Consider the following 16671-nt stretch of genomic DNA (forward strand, 5'->3'; position numbering starts at 1 on the left):
TCCATTTTTCTTTTGGTGATAACGTCTTTCAGAGATACTCACTTATCTCAGTGATGATATGATAGGTGGTAATTATTTTATTTGAATAAAGTCTTTATTGAACCAAGTTTCTATAAAAATAACTTTTTTACCATAGACTTATGCTAATAAGCAAATGGATATGAATTGGTTGCTATTCAAGCATATCCTACTTGCAAACTCTTTTTGGCCCGCTTCAAAGATAGCCCTGACTCGCTTAGTGGATACCAACCCATTATATTTCCAGATAAAGTGTATGTTGCATATGTTAAAAAAATTGGGGACGGTGGCTTAGAAGCTAAAGTAGTTTAGAAATAAACCATCTTCATTTTCTTACATTGATTTTGGTAGGCCGTATAGGGATCGAACCTATGACCAAGAGATTAAGAGTCTCCTGCTCTACCAGCTGAGCTAACGGCCCTTATAAATGGAACGGTTAACATTAGATTATTAACTGTTAAAATACTAGCTGATATCGATAAATTTTCCAACTACTTGAGAGACCATATCAAACAACATGTTTCCTAGATCTTATATGAACTCGAAGAGAAGCAAGGGAATCCCGCAGACTTGCCACGGGATGAGGATTAGGGTCCCACACATTAATCAGCAAAGCTCTATTTACGCTTAACTCGGAGACTCTACAGGATAGAGCTTTGGGAGGGAATATTTTTCTCGATACGCAAGGAATAGAAAACCGATAACACCCATTGCCAGAGTCACAGGGATAACCCCTATTCCATAAACAAAGGCTCCTGCTTCACGAATACCCCCATTTTCATTGACTACAAAACCTATAATCGTGTGGAACGCATAACCAAAAATCATGATTATCATATTCGCGATTGCCGTAGTGAGGCCAGCAAGATGCTCTGGAACATAAGTAGACACCTTATAAATAGCCAGAATCTGATAAGCACAACACATTCCGACCAATATAAAAGACATCGTGATACTGGATACATTTAACATACCTGTAACAAGCGCAGTAAAAATTAGACACATCGTTATTCCTGCTGCGATGATTGTACCTAGGTAATATCCTGATTTTTCGGCAATCAAACTTAATACTGGGGAGCCAAAACACATTCCTATAAAAATCATTGAAGGTAAATAGTTTGCTGTTGAGGCATCTAAACCATATACCTGTTTTAAAAAACCAGAGCCCCAGACATCAGAAAAACCTTCAAGAGGGCCTAACATAAACCCTGCAAAACAGCACATAAGAATTACTTTTTTGTTGGTAAAAACTGTTTTGATGTTAGCAAGAACGGATGTATGAAAAGTTGGTTTCTCATCAGGGACAATAAAATAAGTTACACAAGCAAGGACGAGGCCAAGAGCAATAAATACTTCAACGACCATTTTATAACCCACAGCATGACACATATAACTAACAGGACCGCCACCATAAACAGCACCTATAAGCCCGATCATTACTGAAAAACTAAGCATTCGAGAAAAGTGCTGCTCTTTAAATGTCATACGTATTATTTTAAATGTTCCCAAAATTGCCGCGGAGGACCCAATACCAATAAGCGCTCTTCCTATAAGTGGATACATCCAATGATCCGCAAAGATAAGCGGCAACAAGCCAATAACTGGAAGCAAAATGCATAAAGTCATTACTTTTCTCGGCCCAAAACGATCCAGCATAATACCGATTGGCAAATGCATTAAAGAGTAGCCAAGATAATAAACCCCAGAAAATTGCCCAAATACTGTCGCATCAATATGGAATTGCGAAGTAATATCATCCATCATAATATTGGGCATAACCCTAAGAACATATTGATATGCATAAAATATTGACGCAATAAGCCAGACAAACCAGGCAACAACTCGTGATGTAGACATATAAATCCTCAAAAAAACAAGCAGCTAATAGAAGCACTTTGATTACAACCTATGCATTAGAAAATCATTTTAATGCATTTGTTTTGAAATTTTATTGCAAATATAGGGAATTATTTCGATTATTTAGATTTTAATTTTAAATTATTAACATTTATTGGATAAAAATGCTAATATTTAAAATATTCATGTTATTTTTAAAAAATTTATGGATCGTACTGATAAAAAAATATTAGATATCCTGCAGTCGAATTGTCAAATTAACAATCAAGAGCTTGCCGATATGGTAGCGTTATCCCCCTCTCCTTGCCTTCGTCGCGTCAAATTGTTAGAAGATAATGGTTATATTAAGAAAAAGGTTGCTCTTCTTGAGCCCGAAAAATTGGGTTTAAAGTTATCTGTGATTGTGTTAGTTGGATTAAATAGCCACCAACCCGCAGTCATGAGTCAATTTGAGGAAGCAGTTCGTTTTCTACCGGAAGTAGTACAGTGTTATTTAATAACCGGCCAATCTGCAGATTACGTTTTAAAAGTAATCGTACCGGATCTCAACGCATACCAATCGTTCTTATTAGATAAATTGACACGTATCAATGGGGTGACGAGTGTACAATCAAGCTTTATATTAAGAACTATTTGTGAAACAACCACACTTCCACTCGATCATCTCGATTAAATTGTTCCTCTATGCATTTTGGAAGAATTAAAAGAGACATATTCACCAACTTACTTTTTAAAAGTGTTATAGTTTTCTACTTAACCAATTGAAAATTAGAATTTTCTCATAATTAGCTCTCCTCATATTCCCAAGTTATATAATTTAAGGTAATACTTAATTCAAAGCTTCATTGTGTATTTATAAAAAAGAGCAGGTAGCAGGTGTTCGCTGTTTTAAACTGCATACTTGTCATTGGTAAAAGGAAATAAAATGACAAAAACAGTCGACTATCTACTTCTTGGCGGCGGCCTTTCTTCTGCATTTGCAGCCGACACATTAAGAAAAGAAGGCGCTACCGGCAGCATTACTATTATCTCGGAGGAACCTTTCCTTCCCTATCTGCGTCCTCAGCTTGCCAGAGGGTTTCTGACTGGAAAACGAAAAAAAGAACAATTTATTATATTCAATGAAAGCCACTATATAAAAAATGATATTGATGTCTTACTCCATACCAAAGCTTTGTCTGTTGATCCGAAAACCAAAACAGTGAGAACAGACCATGCTGGAACTTTTAGTTTTAAGCATTTACTTATTGCCACAGGCTGTGCCCCTAAAATAGTTGACCTACCAGGAAGCAAGCTCGATAAAATCTATTATTTGAAGACGATCATGGATGCACAGCCACTCATTCATGAAATAAAACAAGCAAAAAATGTAGTGATTGTCGGAGGAAGCTTTATTGGCATCGAGATCGCATCTTTGTTGGTTAAAAACAATGTAAAAGTCACGATTATCGCAGAAGAGTTTCATTTATTTAATGTAAGTTCCTCTGCGGAAGTAGCTACTTTTATAACTAGCAATGGTGTGGAAGTACTTCTTCATGAAACGATAAAACAATTTAATGGTAAGAACAAAGTTCAGTCAATAGAGACCAATACCGGAAAAAATTTAGCATGTGACTTTGTACTTATTACCGACAAATATTTTCCTTCTATTGAGTTTCTTCAAGACAGTGGAATTCAGATCGATGATGGCATTGTTGTGAATCAATACCTGCAAACCAATAAAGAAGGAATTTACGCTGCCGGAGATGTTGCTAATTTTTTTGATCCTGTATTTAGAAGATATCACCGAAACGGAGGGGTTGATAATGCAATCAAGCAAGGAAAAATTGCAGCATTAAATATGATGGGAATGAGAAAAAGCTATAACAGTGCTTCTTATTTTTATCTGCACGCATTTGATAACTACATTGAGATAATTGGTGATACAGCTGATGCTACGGAGCGCATAGTAAGAGGTTCAATTAAAGAAAGAAACTGTGCCTTGTTTTATCTAAAAGATGGATTATTACAAGGGGCTTTTTTTTCAGGACGTCCAATCGAAGAAATTAAAGCGGCCGAATCCCTGATCATCAATCGAGTTAATATAGAGTCTCATAAGAAAAAGTTATTTGATATTAACTACCCCCTGGAAGAAATTGCAATTCAAACAGTTCTTACCCTACAAGGTGGTGGCGCTCTTGGTGCTTTTGAGTGCGGAGTGGTTAAAGCAATGGAAGAACATGGAATTTACCCAGATATTGTTTCTGGGATTTCTATTGGTGCCTTTAATTCTGCAATTATCGCCGGAAATCCCAAACATGCTACTGAAGCCTTAGAAGGTTTTTGGAATGATCTCGCTCAGGATATGTTCAATGTTTCTGATGAACAAATACGACGTATTCTCGCTTCCTGGCATACAATAATTTGGGGGGCACCCAACTTTTTCCTCCCAAGATGGTCTATGCCGATTTTCAGTGTGGATCAATTACCCATTCACTGGACAAGTTTTTACGAGACCTCATACGTTAAGGATCTCTTACGCAAGTACATTGATTTTGATAAACTAAAAGACAGCCCGGTTCGATTATTGGTAATGGCCGTTAACGTTGAAACATCTGAATTTGAAACTTTTGATAGTTATACAGATGACATTACCCCGGATCATATTCTAGCCAGTGGAAGCTTACCTCCAGGATTTCCATGGACAACCATTAATAATAAACATTACTGGGATGGTGGGATCATAACTAATACCCCTATTGATTCAACACTTGAGGTCTGTGGTCAATCCAACAAAAAAATCTATATTGTAGAACTCTATTCACGAAATCGCTCGCTTCCAAAAAATATGATTGAGGTTCTTTCAAGAAAAGATGAGATTTTATTCTCAGAAAAAATAAGAAAGGACATACATACTACTGATCTTATCAATAATTACAAAAAATTAATTGAGCAAATTTTAAGCTATTGTGAACCTAGTCTAGCAGAAGAAATTCGACACTTCCCCACTTATATTCAGACAATGGGTGATCCAGGGATACAATCCATTACCAGGATTATACGAGAAGTAGGCGGAGATGATCCCTGTGCATGGGATTCTGATTTTTCAAGGGAAACTATAGAGCAACATAAAAAAAATGGTTATGAGGCCATGAAAAATGTATTAAAAAAAGAGGTCTTAGCAAAGCGTAAACAATAAGGATCATCATGCTCTGGGCCCTAATTTCTTTATTTTTTTTCTGGCTGGTTTTCCGGGAGCTCACGGGTCGCTTACCTATATCTCCAGGTTATCTCATCGTATCACTGAGCCTGGCTTTGTTGTTTGCATGGCCTCCATTTCACCACTGGCGTTTCGAGCGTTTTTTAACTCATGTGGCGAACCAACTCACTGAAGGGCGTCCTGCAAAAGTTCATTGTAATACCTTATTTGATACACTTTTTGATGAAGAACCAAGAGTGTACGGCCATGCTGATCCTAAAACCGGATACATTGTCATCCAATATCCCAAATGCTCCTTATTAATGAGTTATGTAAAGCATCCTCAACGTGCAACCCTAGATGAATTGATCAGTTTGAATATTTTAACTCATGAAAGCATGCACGTACGTGGAGAATATAATGAAGCAAAAACCGAATGTGAAGCAGTACAACGAAATTATCGTACTGCCAAACTGCTGGGAGTACCCGCTAATATTGCGAAACAAAATGCTCTTGATTATTATAAAAATTTTTACCTTGCACGCAATGATGGTTATTTCTCAAAAGAATGTGCTCCCGGTAAAGCAATGGATGATCATTTAAAGGATTCAACTTGGGATGAATCAGTACCTTAATGCAGACCAAGATGACCCTCAGCAAACAACCGCGGTAAAATCTGTTGCCCCAAAATTGAAGCAAATTGGTATCCGCTCGTCTTGAAATGAGCATCTAACCATACCAAATAATCTATCTCATTTCCTGGAATAGGCGTTCTTTCAATACTGACAAAATAAGTCCGCATCACTAACAATGCATCTTCATAAATGGCCTTTGCTTGGAATTCTTCATAAGGCCTAATCGATCGAATACTGACATTTAACTCTTCTGATAATTCCCTTCTCAATGCCTCCTCATCCGTTTCTCCAGGCTCAATCTTACCTCCTGGCACAATATATTCATTGGGTGGTTTTCCTCGTTTATGCACTGCCAATACCCGATGCTGGGCATCAAAAATTAATGCTCCCGCTTTAAAGATCGTTTTTATTAATTGATGCATTTTCTAATATCCTCCAGTGAACTATTTAATTCGTTTAAAATGGCTGTCGAAGGATTACTAATAGCACGCTCGGATGTAGTAAAAACCGCATCACAGTGTTCACATTGATGTTGTTGATGTGGAACTACTGCGAGTAGCTCCTTATCAAAATGAGCATGGAAACAACTAGGACAATGGATGCTGGTTAAACAAAGTCGAAGTTCAGGAATTGCTTTTTGTATTTGCAATGTACGGACCATTTCAATATCCAAAAGCATCCCATTTACCCAAACCTCGCTATATGTATTATCAATAACTCGCTTATTTTCGGCATTGTAAGCATGAACATGGATAGCGCTTTCTTCCAAGCGTTTTGCAGTCCAAATAATCGAGGGATTAGATCCCCAAATCTGAAATCCACCTGGATATTGGGTATTATCTAAATTTATTTTTCGTTTGGGCATTGTTGAGGGTCTTTTTACTTGATCATCAAGCATCTCTTTGAATCGAATAAGCGGATTTACAACACAACGCGTACTAGACAAGGTTGAATTTCCACAAAAACTACAATAGTGTTCAAAAGAAGGACGAACCGAAGCTAAGTCCTGATCAAGCAATTCCGAGCCACAATGACTACAATTCAAACTTACGATTTCCACATCAAAAATCGAGCTCATGGTGTAACTCAAGGCACTCGCTTCGGTAATTATCACATTTTTTTGTTGCCAGACTAGCTCAACTTCAGGGTACGATTGATCAATTATTTTTTTACCCGAATGAGTCATTCTTGCATGAATATGGACCCCACGATCAAATTTCTTACTATGGCAATCGAAAACAGCAGGTAAAGCACCCCACGCCGCTACGCCACCGGGGAAATTATCCAGATTTATTGAAATAGGTCGATGTCTTAAAATTGAAGTGTCATTTAGCATATGAGATACCTTAACAAAAATAAATTAAAGTATCCCTCGCCCTACAAGTTGAATAAAACATTACAAATCGGGAGGAATCGAGAATAGATGTAATCATCAACTTGCGTGGATAAACAGAATATAAGGAAAAGTTTTTTGCCTGTCAATAAAAGACAATTCTAGAATGGGTTGACTAACACTAATCATTTCAAGGAATATAAGGTATTAATATTTCACGATAAAAACCGCAAATAAATAATGATAAAAACACCCCCACTCCATACGATGATCAATTCATGTTAAAGAAAATACTGTGTCTTTTGTTATTAGGCGTAGGGTTGTTAAGCTGCAATAAAAATATTGAACAGCAAACCGCAGTACCACCTAAAAAATTTCCTTCCAGCACCAAGGATTATAAACCTGTTGATGATTTGCCTTACATTGCTTGGTGGCAACAATTTCATGATGTAGAATTAAATCAATTGATTGAGGCTGGTTTGAACAATAACATGGACATTCATATTGCCATAGGAAATTTACAACAAGCACAAGGCGAATTGCGACAAATCAAACTCAGTTGGATTCCTATCGTACAAATATTTGCAGGCTACTCCACCAACCCTGCGCTTGGAGCCCCTGGTGCATTTTATGGGGTCTGGCCCTATTATTTTCTGAACATTATGAAACTTTATACCCAACAAAAAGAAGCCACATTTAATGTTCAATATCGTCTCGCAGCAATTGAAGGGATGCGTTTGGCATTAATTGGCCAGGTTGCGTCTGCTTATTTCACTTTAATCGCTCAAGTAGAACAATTAAGATTATTAAAACAATTAGACAGGGACTTAAAATCCTTAATTAAATTGGGCACCGGAGACATCAAAATTGGTTTGGAGAATGAGATTATTCTGGCTCAATTGCAATCTGATGAGCGCTTGATTGCGGCACAAATAAAACCTATTTTGCATAATATTGTATCCAGCGAGAATGCAATTCGTTATTTACTCAATGAAAATCCTGGTAGGATAAAAAATAAAAATAATTTTGCCAAATTAGACTTTTCCCATTTCAAACCGGGCAGCCTACCGGCTACGGTATTAAATAATCGTCCAGATTTGAAAATGGCGCAATATGCTTTAAACGCCTCGCGAGCAGCCATTAATGTTGCCTATAGTGATTTCTTTCCCGGCTTGCAGTTGGATGCTTTTTTAGGCGAAGTAGATTTGCCCAGCAGTAATTTTGCTGAAACAACCGATGCCTACGTCAATTGGACACTTAGACCCAGTTCTCTAGGAAAAATTGCAGCTCGTAAAGGGGCCTACAATACAAAAATTGCTGAATTTAATAAAACAGTCCGACGTATTTTAAAAGAAGTAGATACTGATTTTTCTGCCAATAAACGTATGAATGAAAAATTTATGGCTTATTTACATGCTGAAGAAGATTACCGTCGTAAATACAATTTACAAAAAGGATTACTAAAAACCGGATTAATTTCTTATAAGGAATTATTACAAAGCAAAATCTATTTAAATAACTTGGCTCTCTCAACAAATCAAGTCAAGTTGGAACTCGCAATGTCGTTGGTGATTTTATATCAAGACTTAGCGGGGGGATATGCTTGCAATAAATAGTTATTGAAACTCTTTGTAGCCTGGGAAAATTCCGTTGGTATTGGGTATCGAGCCACGATTCCCGGCAGCATCAGGCTATATAATTAATGGTAATTTGGATTTATGATCAATTTAGTCAGATATCGCGAGCGCATGAGAAATGGATTTGTCCGACTGAAACGTTGGAGCACCATAGCGAATGTCATCATTTTTATTGGTATTCTAACCACCATTATTTATATTTTTTCTTTTTTATTTCCTTTTACTGATAATGCATTTGTCGTCAATAATGTACGCCCAGTTGCAGCACTTACTAATGGCTATATTACGAATCTTTATGTGCATAATGGCGATGTAGTCAGAAAAGGTCAAAAACTTTTTACTGTATTTCAAAAACCCTATATCTATGCAGTGGAACAACTTCAAGCCGATATAGCCAGTGCAGGGGCTAAATTAGAAGCCTTAAAAACTACCTACGAGCGCGATCTAAAACTTAGTGAGAATGAGCAAAAGAATTACATTAAATTCAAACAAGACGACCAAAAATATAACAAAGGTTATTTATTGAAATCTGTTTCACTCATCACCTTACAAAATTCACAACAAGAAACGAAGGCCGCTAAAGATAAATGGGACGCCGCATTAAAACAATTGGAAATTGATCAGCATCAAATAAAAGCACAAGAAAATGAAATTAAATCCTTGGAGGCACGATTAAAAAACGCTCAGGTGAATTTGGAACAAACCGAAGTTTATGCACAAACAAATGGAATTATTCAAAATTTATTTTTTAGTGTTGGAACCCCCGTGAACATCAATCAGCCTCTATTTTCCTTAGTTGATATGGATAATATTTTCATTCAAGCAAATTTTAATGAAACGGATCTAGGCCATGTCCATAAAGGCGCGGAGGTATGGATATTTCCCCGAATGTATCTGGGAAGAAAAATGTTTCATGGGGTGATTGAGTCAGATTATTGGGCGGCAAATCGACAATTGGTAGATAATCGTACTCAGTTACAAAACGTCATCAATGAAAATCAATGGATCTTATTACCGCAAAGACTCCCTGTGATTATTCGCATCACGGATCCGGATCCTTATTACCCGCTACGCCTAGGAACAAGTGCTTATGTCTATATCAAAGTTTAAGCAATGGCTTGATGAAGTCGATCCCTATGCATTACAACGGATTACCCTTTATAAGTGTCTCTTTGTTGCGACTGTAGAGGTTTATGTTTATTGGTTATTTCAACCCGTCAGTTTCCTTGCTTTTATCTCACCCTTTTTTTTGGCCGCTCTTTATGAGGCACCCGTTCTCTCCACATTTAAAGAAAAAGAAGGTTTACTAATTTTTATCACTGTTGCCGTCATTTTCATTAGTGTTTCCTATTATCTTGTTTACCCCTTTCGTGGTGTTTTTTTCTTTTTTTCAGTATTTGTGTTAGCAGTAACCTATTTTTACGTTTTAAAATATTTTTATGCTTTAAAAAATTTAACTATGCTACTTATCGCGACAGGAGCAGTTGTTTTAAGTACTGAACCCCCTGCTAATCTTGAGGTTGCATACGGTTTTATTTCATCAACGTTATTATCAATGACATTTGCACTGATTAGTTTGAGATGTTTCCCTAATATGTATTTGATCGTATGGAACAAAGGTTTGCAAAAATTCATTCAATACCTTGAGAAAGATATTGAATCGGCGTTCAATCAGGATCAAAAAAGTCCTATAGGTGAAGAAATCCTCCATTTGGGAATGGTACGAAATTACCGACGAATGCTTCCCAAGAAATATTTAATGCAAAGTTATCGTGTTTCAATAAACCTCAGAAATATTCAACATGCATTAGACAATTTATATTATGAGACAAAAAATGAGGTGTTTTGGAACGGTGTAAAGAATAATCTATTTAGGCTGAGAAAAAACATGGGGACCTATACGCCCTGCGGAACCCCATCACTTCCTATAGAACCTCAAACAAAATTACAGCATTATATTGTACGTTGTTTACAGCAAGCGTTTATCCATTGGAATAAATTATGCTCTCTGCGGCAAAACTGAAAAAAAAGCTTGATTATGCACGGTTTACGCAATTGGCAATCATGTTTATGGTTGCCATGTGGATTTATTTATTTACAACAATCCCTCATAAATGGTGGGTTTTACTGACAGTCATCGTCATCAGCGCAGGAATTGAACCTGGCTTTATTATCAGACGGGCAATTCATCGCATTGGAGGTACTTTTGCAGCCTTAACGATTTTAATTCCCCTAATTTATCTAATGCAGTTGAATTATCGATTAATTCCTGTCGTATTTATTATCAGTATCATAGGACTTGCGGTTTCTTCATTAAATACCAGACGCTACGACATTAGTGTTTTTTTTATCACTTTAGTAGTCTTTTTACTCTTAGCACAAACCACTGAAGCAAATTCTCCTCAAGGACCATTTGAAATGGTACTAAATCGTGGTATTTGCACATTAATTGGTATCTTTATTGTTTTAGTTGGTGATTATTTTTTATTTCAAGCTTATCGTTACTCTCAAAAACTTTATTTATTTCATCAATTGATGGTATACAATTTTTTTAACGATATGATGCAAGAAATAGTCAAATGTCGGGAACAAAAAATTAATACTTTTCTTTTTGTTGAAAAATTACGTAACGAGGTAATCAAAAATTGTACCCCGATTGCGATAAGCTCTGAAAATTTAAAACTTGAAGTTAAAATAAACCAAGAGACCAAAAAACGAGTGGATATCTTTCAGGAAACAATTTGGGATATACGCAGGCTTTTATTTGCATTGTGTGTTTCGGAGTTTGTTTTACACTCATCCTCAACTACTGAAAAACATTTACAACAGTTTAAAGTCTTAATGGATAAGGCAAAAAAAAATTTTATTTATCCCGAAAATACAGAGTAACAATTCTCTTTTCTTCAGTGTGTTAGACCCAAAATTTTAAGACAAAGTACTTGAGTAAACTACAACAAATACTTTGCCATGTCTTTTGTGTACATTCAAAAACTTCAGTACTGCAAACTAAGAGGGGTTATAGGCGGACTTTTGTTCTATTTCTAAGACCCGTCTCTTTTCCTCAATAATACTATTTAAAATTCTTAATTCATCCACGGCAGCAGTTTTCTTTTGCTCCAAATCCGCAATAGATTGATTCAAGCCACTTACTCTCTCAGAAGTTTGTGCAATTTCAGTGAGTAGAGTCAGTGCATGATGTTCATAAGAAGTCAGGGGAGAAAAACCTGCCGCTTGTCTTCCAAGGTATCGGTCAGTATGATCCGTGTCACAAAGCACTCCCTTAAGGGTTTGTTGAAACCCAGCCTCCTCTTCTAGGACCTTTTCAAATTTTAGGTCATGTGCTCGTTGATTCTCTTTAAGCTTTGATAAACGCTCCGATAAAATTTTTATTGTCGCCTTGTGTTGGTCAATTCTATCTTCAATCGAAATAAAATGAGGTCCATATTCTCGATTAATTTTGATTAAATGGGGCAAATCTAAACCCTGAAAATATTGACGAAGCTCAAAAGCAGTTTTATGTGGAAATCTTGCCATAATATATTCCTGATATCTAAAAAACCAGATAATATCATTTTTTAGCCAGATTAAAACTATTTTATCATTATGGTTATTTAAGCGTCTTATTTTAACAAACTCAAACACATTATGACGTTTCGATTAAAAAGTCAGAACGCTCAGTAACCACCAGAGTATGGAGTAAATTAATTTTTATAAGCTCAGCTAGAGTCTTAGTTCCCATTTTACGCATCACGTTCGCACGGTGAACTTCTACTGTAGATATAGAAATATCAAGGGTATGAGCTATTTGTTTATTTAATTTTCCTTCAATTACTAAATCCATCACCTGGCGCTCACGCTTAGTCAAACGTTCTAACCGTTCATAAAAATCAGATTGCGGTTGAAGATAATGTGAGTGGATTTTTTTAAGGCATTTTTGAGTAATTTCGAGCAAATGCTGATGATTTACAGGCTTAAGAATAAAATCAGTAGCCCCGGCTTTCATTGCTCGTACAGCCATTGGAATGTCCCCATAGCCGGTGATCATGATGATGGAAAGCTGATTTCTGGATGCATTAAGATGCTCGAGCAATTCTAAACCACTCATAAGCGGCATCCGCACGTCGATAATCAAACATCCTTTTTGCATGGAATCATAACTATCAAGAAACGCTTCAGCATTTTCATATGTGCGTACTGGAATATTTACAGACTCAAATAACCAACGGAATGATTGACAAATTTCTGGATCATCATCCACTACAAAAACAGCCGAATTAGCAAAATCCATCGTTACTTCCTTGACATAAAAAATATAAATACCGAGCAAAAATCATAACGTTTCCCGCAGAGCAAAACAAAATGATTTAAAAGTGATTAGAACTCCTTATTCTATTTCGCTTTCTAATCTAGGGTTTACCCCAGCTTCGGCCAAGGTAAAGGCTAACTAGTCATTTTACGATAAATTTTTGAATAATATCGAACCCACTTAATCTAGCATTAAAAAGAAGTAATATCCAATTCACCAGGAGAATCATGCATGGAGAAAAAGATAGCAGTTGTTACAGGAGGAACCGGAGGAATAGGTACTGCAATTTGTAGACGTCTCGCAACGAATTATAAAGTAGTTGCTTGTTACTTTAAAAACGGTAAGCATGATGAAGTATTGCAGTGGCAAACCCTTCAAAAAAAATCCGGACATGATATCGAAATTCTCTTTGCTAATCAGGTTAATTTTTCTGATTGTGAATCACTCACCAGTTCAATTATTGAGCGTTTTGGCCGTATTGATATCTTAATCAATAATGCCGGGGCTACATGTGATGTCAACCTAAAAAAAATGGAACCTCACCATTGGCAACAAGTAATTGATGCGAATTTAACGAGTACGTTCAATATTACACGGAATGTGCTTCCCTTTATGATTGAGAAAAATTATGGGCGTATTGTTTGTATTTCATCAATTAATGGTCGGAAAGGTCAATTTGGTCAATGCAATTATGCTGCTACAAAATCTGCTTTGTTTGGGTTTGCCAAGAGCTTGGCTTTGGAAGTTGCAAATAAAGGAATTACAGTAAATACTATTTCTCCTGGCTATATTGAAACATCGATGATTACTACGTTAAAAAAAGAAGTACTCGATAAGATTACAAGCGGTATTCCTGTTGGACGACTAGGTAAACCAGAAGAAATAGCCAATGCAGTTTCTTTTTTAGTCGGTGAGGAAGCAGGATTTATCACTGGCTCTAACTTGGATATTAATGGTGGTCAATACATGGGAGCTTAGTTCTTCATAGCTATCATTTAAATCGCATTCGAGTGAGGATGCGATTGATTTTAAGTATTTTTTTGGGGAGATCAATCATGCCAAAGCTTCCTCATAATATCGAACTCATAGAAGTAAATAAAGAAGAGTTACCCCCTCAAATTGCTTCATCCTTATCAAAGGGGATTACCGAAAAAAAAATATTATCTGACTCATTTGGTGCTTATTATCTAATAAAAAAACCAGATGCCTTAACTGTAAACGATGTATTCAAAGGATATCTTTCTCAAGAAGAATTAAATAATCCTTCTTTTGATGCGATGGAACATATTTTTTCAATAAAGCTTGAAGGTGCTTTCCTCGAAGTTTTGATTCCACGTTTGGCAAAAAAAATGTTTGCCGATATTCTAGTCGTCCCCGAAAACCATCTACATATTGATAAGGACCGCTCAATTGGGGTCATCTCGAAATTCATCAAGGGTTTCTCTGAATTTTTATCACAAAAAGAAACAATCAAAACCGCCCCATTATTTGATCGCAATTACTTGCCTACACGAGCAAATTTATCACTCACTTTAGAAGAAGCAAAAATTCTTGGCCAATTATATGCAGTGGCGTTAGTTTTTAACTTATGGGATATATTAAACTCCAAACTGCTCAATTCAGGCTATTGTGTGGAAAGTGATGGAAGCAAACGCGCTGCAATTGTGGATTTTGGTTGTGCGGGTATTCTGAGTTACAAAGGGCGTCATGCTGATACGTTGGCGTTGGATGATCCCAGTTTTTCTCCGACTAAGAAGATCAGTTATTCATTTTTTGGACAAAACTATCGTGATCATTATCGCCATGGTTATGCCCTCCCCTTTGATAAATTGGTAGGCCCCCTTCTACCCCATACAATAATCCCTGATTTATTCAATATGTCTGGGGAGGATATAATTAGTCGTACTATGCTCGATGGATTTTGTCAGGCAATTACCGTCGCGGAAAAAAATATGGCACAAAATCCTCATTTATTGGAAGAGGTATTACTGCAATCAGAGAACGCGTTCACTCTAGACTCCATCTTACAAGCTGATGAATTAAAGACCCACTTGAATACCGAGTTCTACGGAAAACCGAAACAAAACGCACATAATCTGATAACCCTGGTTCAACAACGTCTTATCAGTACTAAAATGCTTATCGCTCCATTTCGGGCCGGGATACCTGCGCCTGTAATCCAAGAAGAGATCCGAGACTGTTATTATTATGCTCAGTGTTGGTCGAAACGTTAGCACTCTGAAACTGATATAAAATAGAAAGATTTGCTATTTTATAATTTTATGTATATTAATTTAGTATTGCGTTGCACCATTCTAAAATATGCGAGGTACGTACATGTTTTTTAATCCTCTTGATAATCGTTATCTTTACAATATCTATGATTTTAATATGCGTTTACTCCAACCTTATTCAGATTATTTTGACACTGTATCAAAACGTTTGCGCAGAATTTCTGACAATATTAATTTACCCGTTAATATTCCCTATGCTTCTGTTGATGATCAAAAAGCGTTGAAAAAAATTATAGAGGCCAGTTCCAGCCATTTCCGCAGGTTATCGGGCTACTCTTATATTTTTCACATTATTACTAATGTATACGACAAACCCAAATTTGAAATTAATGACGTCAAAATTCAAGATGAGTATTACGATGTTCAAGAGGAACTCATTGATAGAAAAAGTTTTTGTAATCTAATTCGTTTTAAAAAAATTAATGCGGAACATTTGAATTTGCCTAAATTACTTGTTGTTGCGCCCATGTCAGGACACTATGCAACTCTGCTACGCGACACCGTTAGAAATTTACTGCCTTTATACGATGTTTATATTACGGATTGGAAAAATGCCCGTGATGTACCCTTAACTGAAGGTTCGTTTGATTTGGATGATTTCATTGATTACATTATTTCTTATTTTAATTTGCTCGCACCCAATTTAAATGTTATGGCAGTTTGTCAGCCAACAGTTCCTGTTTTAGCTGCCGTTGCACTCATGTCTACTAATAATTCACCCAATCTTCCCCGCACAGCAATATTACTGGGAGGACCAATTGATACGAGTCAATCCCCTACCTCACTAAACGAGTTAGCAGCTTCTCGAGGAGATGACTGGTTTCAACAAAATGTAATCTCGATTGTCCCCTCTCGTTTTCCAGGTGCGATGCGCCTTGTCTATCCTGGCTTTATGCAACTTGCTGGTTTTATGAGTATGAATTTTCAGCGTCATATGGAATCACTTCAAAAGGCAGTTGATCGCTACGCAGACAATCAAAAAGAAGCCGCCTTTAAGATAATAAAATTTTATCTCGAATATTTTTCAACCATGGATCTGACTGCTGAATTTTACATGCAAACAATAAATACAGTTTTTCAAGAAAAACTGCTCACCACGGGTCGCTATAAATCGCGAGGTCATAATGTGCGTTTACACGATATAAAAACCACTTCCATTCTGGCAATAGAAGGTGAGCGAGATGATATAACGGGAGTCGGGCAAACAAAATCGGTTCTAGGTTTATGTAAAAATTTACCTGACTCCATGAAAAAATATCTTCTTGCGGAAGGAGTGGGACATTATGGATTATTTAACGGCAAGAAATTCCGCAACATTATTATTCCCGAAATCCATAACTTTATTGAGACACATAGTTCTTAAAATTCATAAAAAATATACCATTTACGTCGAATAGGCTAAAGTACATTTTT

The 16671-nt window shown here is 36.5% G+C and carries 15 protein-coding genes and 1 tRNA gene; 10 read left to right on the plus strand and 6 right to left on the minus strand.

Annotated features, from left to right (window positions below):
* Positions 1–363: 363 nt before the first annotated feature.
* Both ACWTE2_RS21040 and ACWTE2_RS21045 read right to left on the minus strand, forming a co-directional pair.
* A tRNA-Lys gene (locus ACWTE2_RS21040) sits at positions 364–439 on the minus strand.
* Positions 440–645: 206 nt separating this feature from the next.
* On the minus strand, positions 646–1875 hold the full coding sequence (locus tag ACWTE2_RS21045; protein WP_454784213.1) for an MFS transporter: 1230 nt from the start codon (positions 1873–1875) through the stop codon (positions 646–648).
* Positions 1876–2080: 205 nt separating this feature from the next.
* Here ACWTE2_RS21045 and ACWTE2_RS21050 point away from each other — a divergent pair, with 205 nt between their 5' ends.
* The 3 genes from ACWTE2_RS21050 to ACWTE2_RS21060 all read left to right on the plus strand — a co-directional run bounded on the left by ACWTE2_RS21050 (position 2081) and on the right by ACWTE2_RS21060 (position 5688).
* Positions 2081–2548, plus strand: a complete 468-nt coding sequence (locus tag ACWTE2_RS21050) for an Lrp/AsnC family transcriptional regulator (RefSeq protein ID WP_182391172.1) — start codon at positions 2081–2083, stop codon at positions 2546–2548.
* A 252-nt stretch (positions 2549–2800) separates the two neighbouring features.
* A complete protein-coding gene (locus ACWTE2_RS21055; protein WP_454784214.1) occupies positions 2801–5053 on the plus strand; it encodes an FAD-dependent oxidoreductase in 2253 nt (750 codons plus the stop codon).
* A gap of 8 nt (positions 5054–5061) precedes the next feature.
* Entirely contained in the window at positions 5062–5688 is a 627-nt protein-coding gene (locus ACWTE2_RS21060; RefSeq protein WP_454784215.1) for a hypothetical protein, read from the plus strand.
* Here ACWTE2_RS21060 and ACWTE2_RS21065 read toward each other — a convergent pair.
* Together ACWTE2_RS21065 and ACWTE2_RS21070 are read right to left on the minus strand one after the other, a co-directional pair.
* Positions 5685–6110 (minus strand): NUDIX hydrolase, encoded by a 426-nt coding sequence (locus ACWTE2_RS21065; protein ID WP_454784216.1) that lies wholly within the window; start codon positions 6108–6110, stop codon positions 5685–5687. The two genes, ACWTE2_RS21060 and ACWTE2_RS21065, sit on opposite strands and share 4 nt — an antisense overlap.
* A complete protein-coding gene (locus tag ACWTE2_RS21070; protein WP_454784217.1) occupies positions 6098–7024 on the minus strand; it encodes a hypothetical protein in 927 nt (308 codons plus the stop codon). The genes ACWTE2_RS21065 and ACWTE2_RS21070 overlap by 13 nt, the downstream gene beginning before the upstream one ends.
* 275 nt (positions 7025–7299) lie before the next feature.
* Between ACWTE2_RS21070 and ACWTE2_RS21075 the strand changes: the two genes are divergently transcribed.
* The 4 genes from ACWTE2_RS21075 (at position 7300) to ACWTE2_RS21090 (ending at position 11547) form a co-directional block, all read left to right on the plus strand.
* Positions 7300–8637, plus strand: a complete 1338-nt coding sequence (locus ACWTE2_RS21075; RefSeq protein ID WP_454784218.1) for a TolC family protein — start codon at positions 7300–7302, stop codon at positions 8635–8637.
* A 102-nt stretch (positions 8638–8739) separates the two neighbouring features.
* Positions 8740–9768, plus strand: a complete 1029-nt coding sequence (locus ACWTE2_RS21080; RefSeq protein ID WP_454784219.1) for an HlyD family secretion protein — start codon at positions 8740–8742, stop codon at positions 9766–9768.
* Positions 9749–10681, plus strand: a complete 933-nt coding sequence (locus tag ACWTE2_RS21085) for a hypothetical protein (RefSeq protein WP_454784220.1) — start codon at positions 9749–9751, stop codon at positions 10679–10681. The genes ACWTE2_RS21080 and ACWTE2_RS21085 overlap by 20 nt, the downstream gene beginning before the upstream one ends.
* Positions 10660–11547 carry an FUSC family protein gene (locus ACWTE2_RS21090; protein WP_454784221.1) on the plus strand — a complete coding sequence of 296 codons (888 nt, stop codon included), beginning with the start codon at positions 10660–10662 and terminating at the stop codon, positions 11545–11547. Before ACWTE2_RS21085 ends, ACWTE2_RS21090 begins: the two co-directional genes overlap by 22 nt.
* Before the next feature lie 117 nt (positions 11548–11664).
* Here ACWTE2_RS21090 and ACWTE2_RS21095 read toward each other — a convergent pair whose 3' ends face one another.
* Both ACWTE2_RS21095 and ACWTE2_RS21100 read right to left on the minus strand, forming a co-directional pair.
* On the minus strand, positions 11665–12192 hold the full coding sequence (locus ACWTE2_RS21095) for a hypothetical protein (RefSeq protein WP_454784222.1): 528 nt from the start codon (positions 12190–12192) through the stop codon (positions 11665–11667).
* A gap of 109 nt (positions 12193–12301) precedes the next feature.
* Positions 12302–12946, minus strand: a complete 645-nt coding sequence (locus ACWTE2_RS21100) for a response regulator transcription factor (RefSeq protein ID WP_454784223.1) — start codon at positions 12944–12946, stop codon at positions 12302–12304.
* Positions 12947–13195: 249 nt separating this feature from the next.
* On the opposite strand from ACWTE2_RS21100, the gene phbB reads away from it, so the two are divergent.
* From phbB to phaZ, 3 genes are all read left to right on the plus strand, one after another.
* The gene (gene phbB / locus ACWTE2_RS21105) at positions 13196–13942 is read left to right on the plus strand and encodes an acetoacetyl-CoA reductase (RefSeq protein WP_454784224.1); all 747 of its coding nucleotides are present in this window, start codon (positions 13196–13198) and stop codon (positions 13940–13942) included.
* Positions 13943–14019: 77 nt separating this feature from the next.
* Positions 14020–15198 carry a hypothetical protein gene (locus ACWTE2_RS21110; RefSeq protein WP_454784225.1) on the plus strand — a complete coding sequence of 393 codons (1179 nt, stop codon included), beginning with the start codon at positions 14020–14022 and terminating at the stop codon, positions 15196–15198.
* Positions 15199–15301: 103 nt separating this feature from the next.
* A complete protein-coding gene (phaZ, locus tag ACWTE2_RS21115) occupies positions 15302–16621 on the plus strand; it encodes a polyhydroxyalkanoate depolymerase (RefSeq protein ID WP_454784226.1) in 1320 nt (439 codons plus the stop codon).
* The last annotated feature ends 50 nt before the right edge of the window (positions 16622–16671 follow it).

The organism is Legionella nigrisilvae (assembly GCF_977063395.2).

Bases quoted from the DNA above. Each gene is read 5' to 3' on its own strand.
- ACWTE2_RS21090 (WP_454784221.1), top strand. From the start codon at position 10,660: ATGCTCTCTGCGGCAAAACTGAAAAAAAAGCTTGATTATGCACGGTTT.
- ACWTE2_RS21060 (WP_454784215.1), top strand. From the start codon at position 5,062: ATGCTCTGGGCCCTAATTTCTTTATTTTTTTTCTGGCTGGTTTTCCGG.
- ACWTE2_RS21045 (WP_454784213.1), bottom strand. From the start codon at position 1,875: ATGTCTACATCACGAGTTGTTGCCTGGTTTGTCTGGCTTATTGCGTCA.
- ACWTE2_RS21085 (WP_454784220.1), top strand. From the start codon at position 9,749: ATGTCTATATCAAAGTTTAAGCAATGGCTTGATGAAGTCGATCCCTAT.
- phaZ (WP_454784226.1), top strand. From the start codon at position 15,302: ATGTTTTTTAATCCTCTTGATAATCGTTATCTTTACAATATCTATGAT.
- ACWTE2_RS21075 (WP_454784218.1), top strand. From the start codon at position 7,300: ATGTTAAAGAAAATACTGTGTCTTTTGTTATTAGGCGTAGGGTTGTTA.
- ACWTE2_RS21095 (WP_454784222.1), bottom strand. From the start codon at position 12,192: ATGGCAAGATTTCCACATAAAACTGCTTTTGAGCTTCGTCAATATTTT.
- ACWTE2_RS21070 (WP_454784217.1), bottom strand. From the start codon at position 7,024: ATGCTAAATGACACTTCAATTTTAAGACATCGACCTATTTCAATAAAT.
- ACWTE2_RS21055 (WP_454784214.1), top strand. From the start codon at position 2,801: ATGACAAAAACAGTCGACTATCTACTTCTTGGCGGCGGCCTTTCTTCT.
- ACWTE2_RS21110 (WP_454784225.1), top strand. From the start codon at position 14,020: ATGCCAAAGCTTCCTCATAATATCGAACTCATAGAAGTAAATAAAGAA.
- phbB (WP_454784224.1), top strand. From the start codon at position 13,196: ATGGAGAAAAAGATAGCAGTTGTTACAGGAGGAACCGGAGGAATAGGT.
- ACWTE2_RS21080 (WP_454784219.1), top strand. From the start codon at position 8,740: ATGATCAATTTAGTCAGATATCGCGAGCGCATGAGAAATGGATTTGTC.
- ACWTE2_RS21050 (WP_182391172.1), top strand. From the start codon at position 2,081: ATGGATCGTACTGATAAAAAAATATTAGATATCCTGCAGTCGAATTGT.
- ACWTE2_RS21100 (WP_454784223.1), bottom strand. From the start codon at position 12,946: ATGGATTTTGCTAATTCGGCTGTTTTTGTAGTGGATGATGATCCAGAA.
- ACWTE2_RS21065 (WP_454784216.1), bottom strand. From the start codon at position 6,110: ATGCATCAATTAATAAAAACGATCTTTAAAGCGGGAGCATTAATTTTT.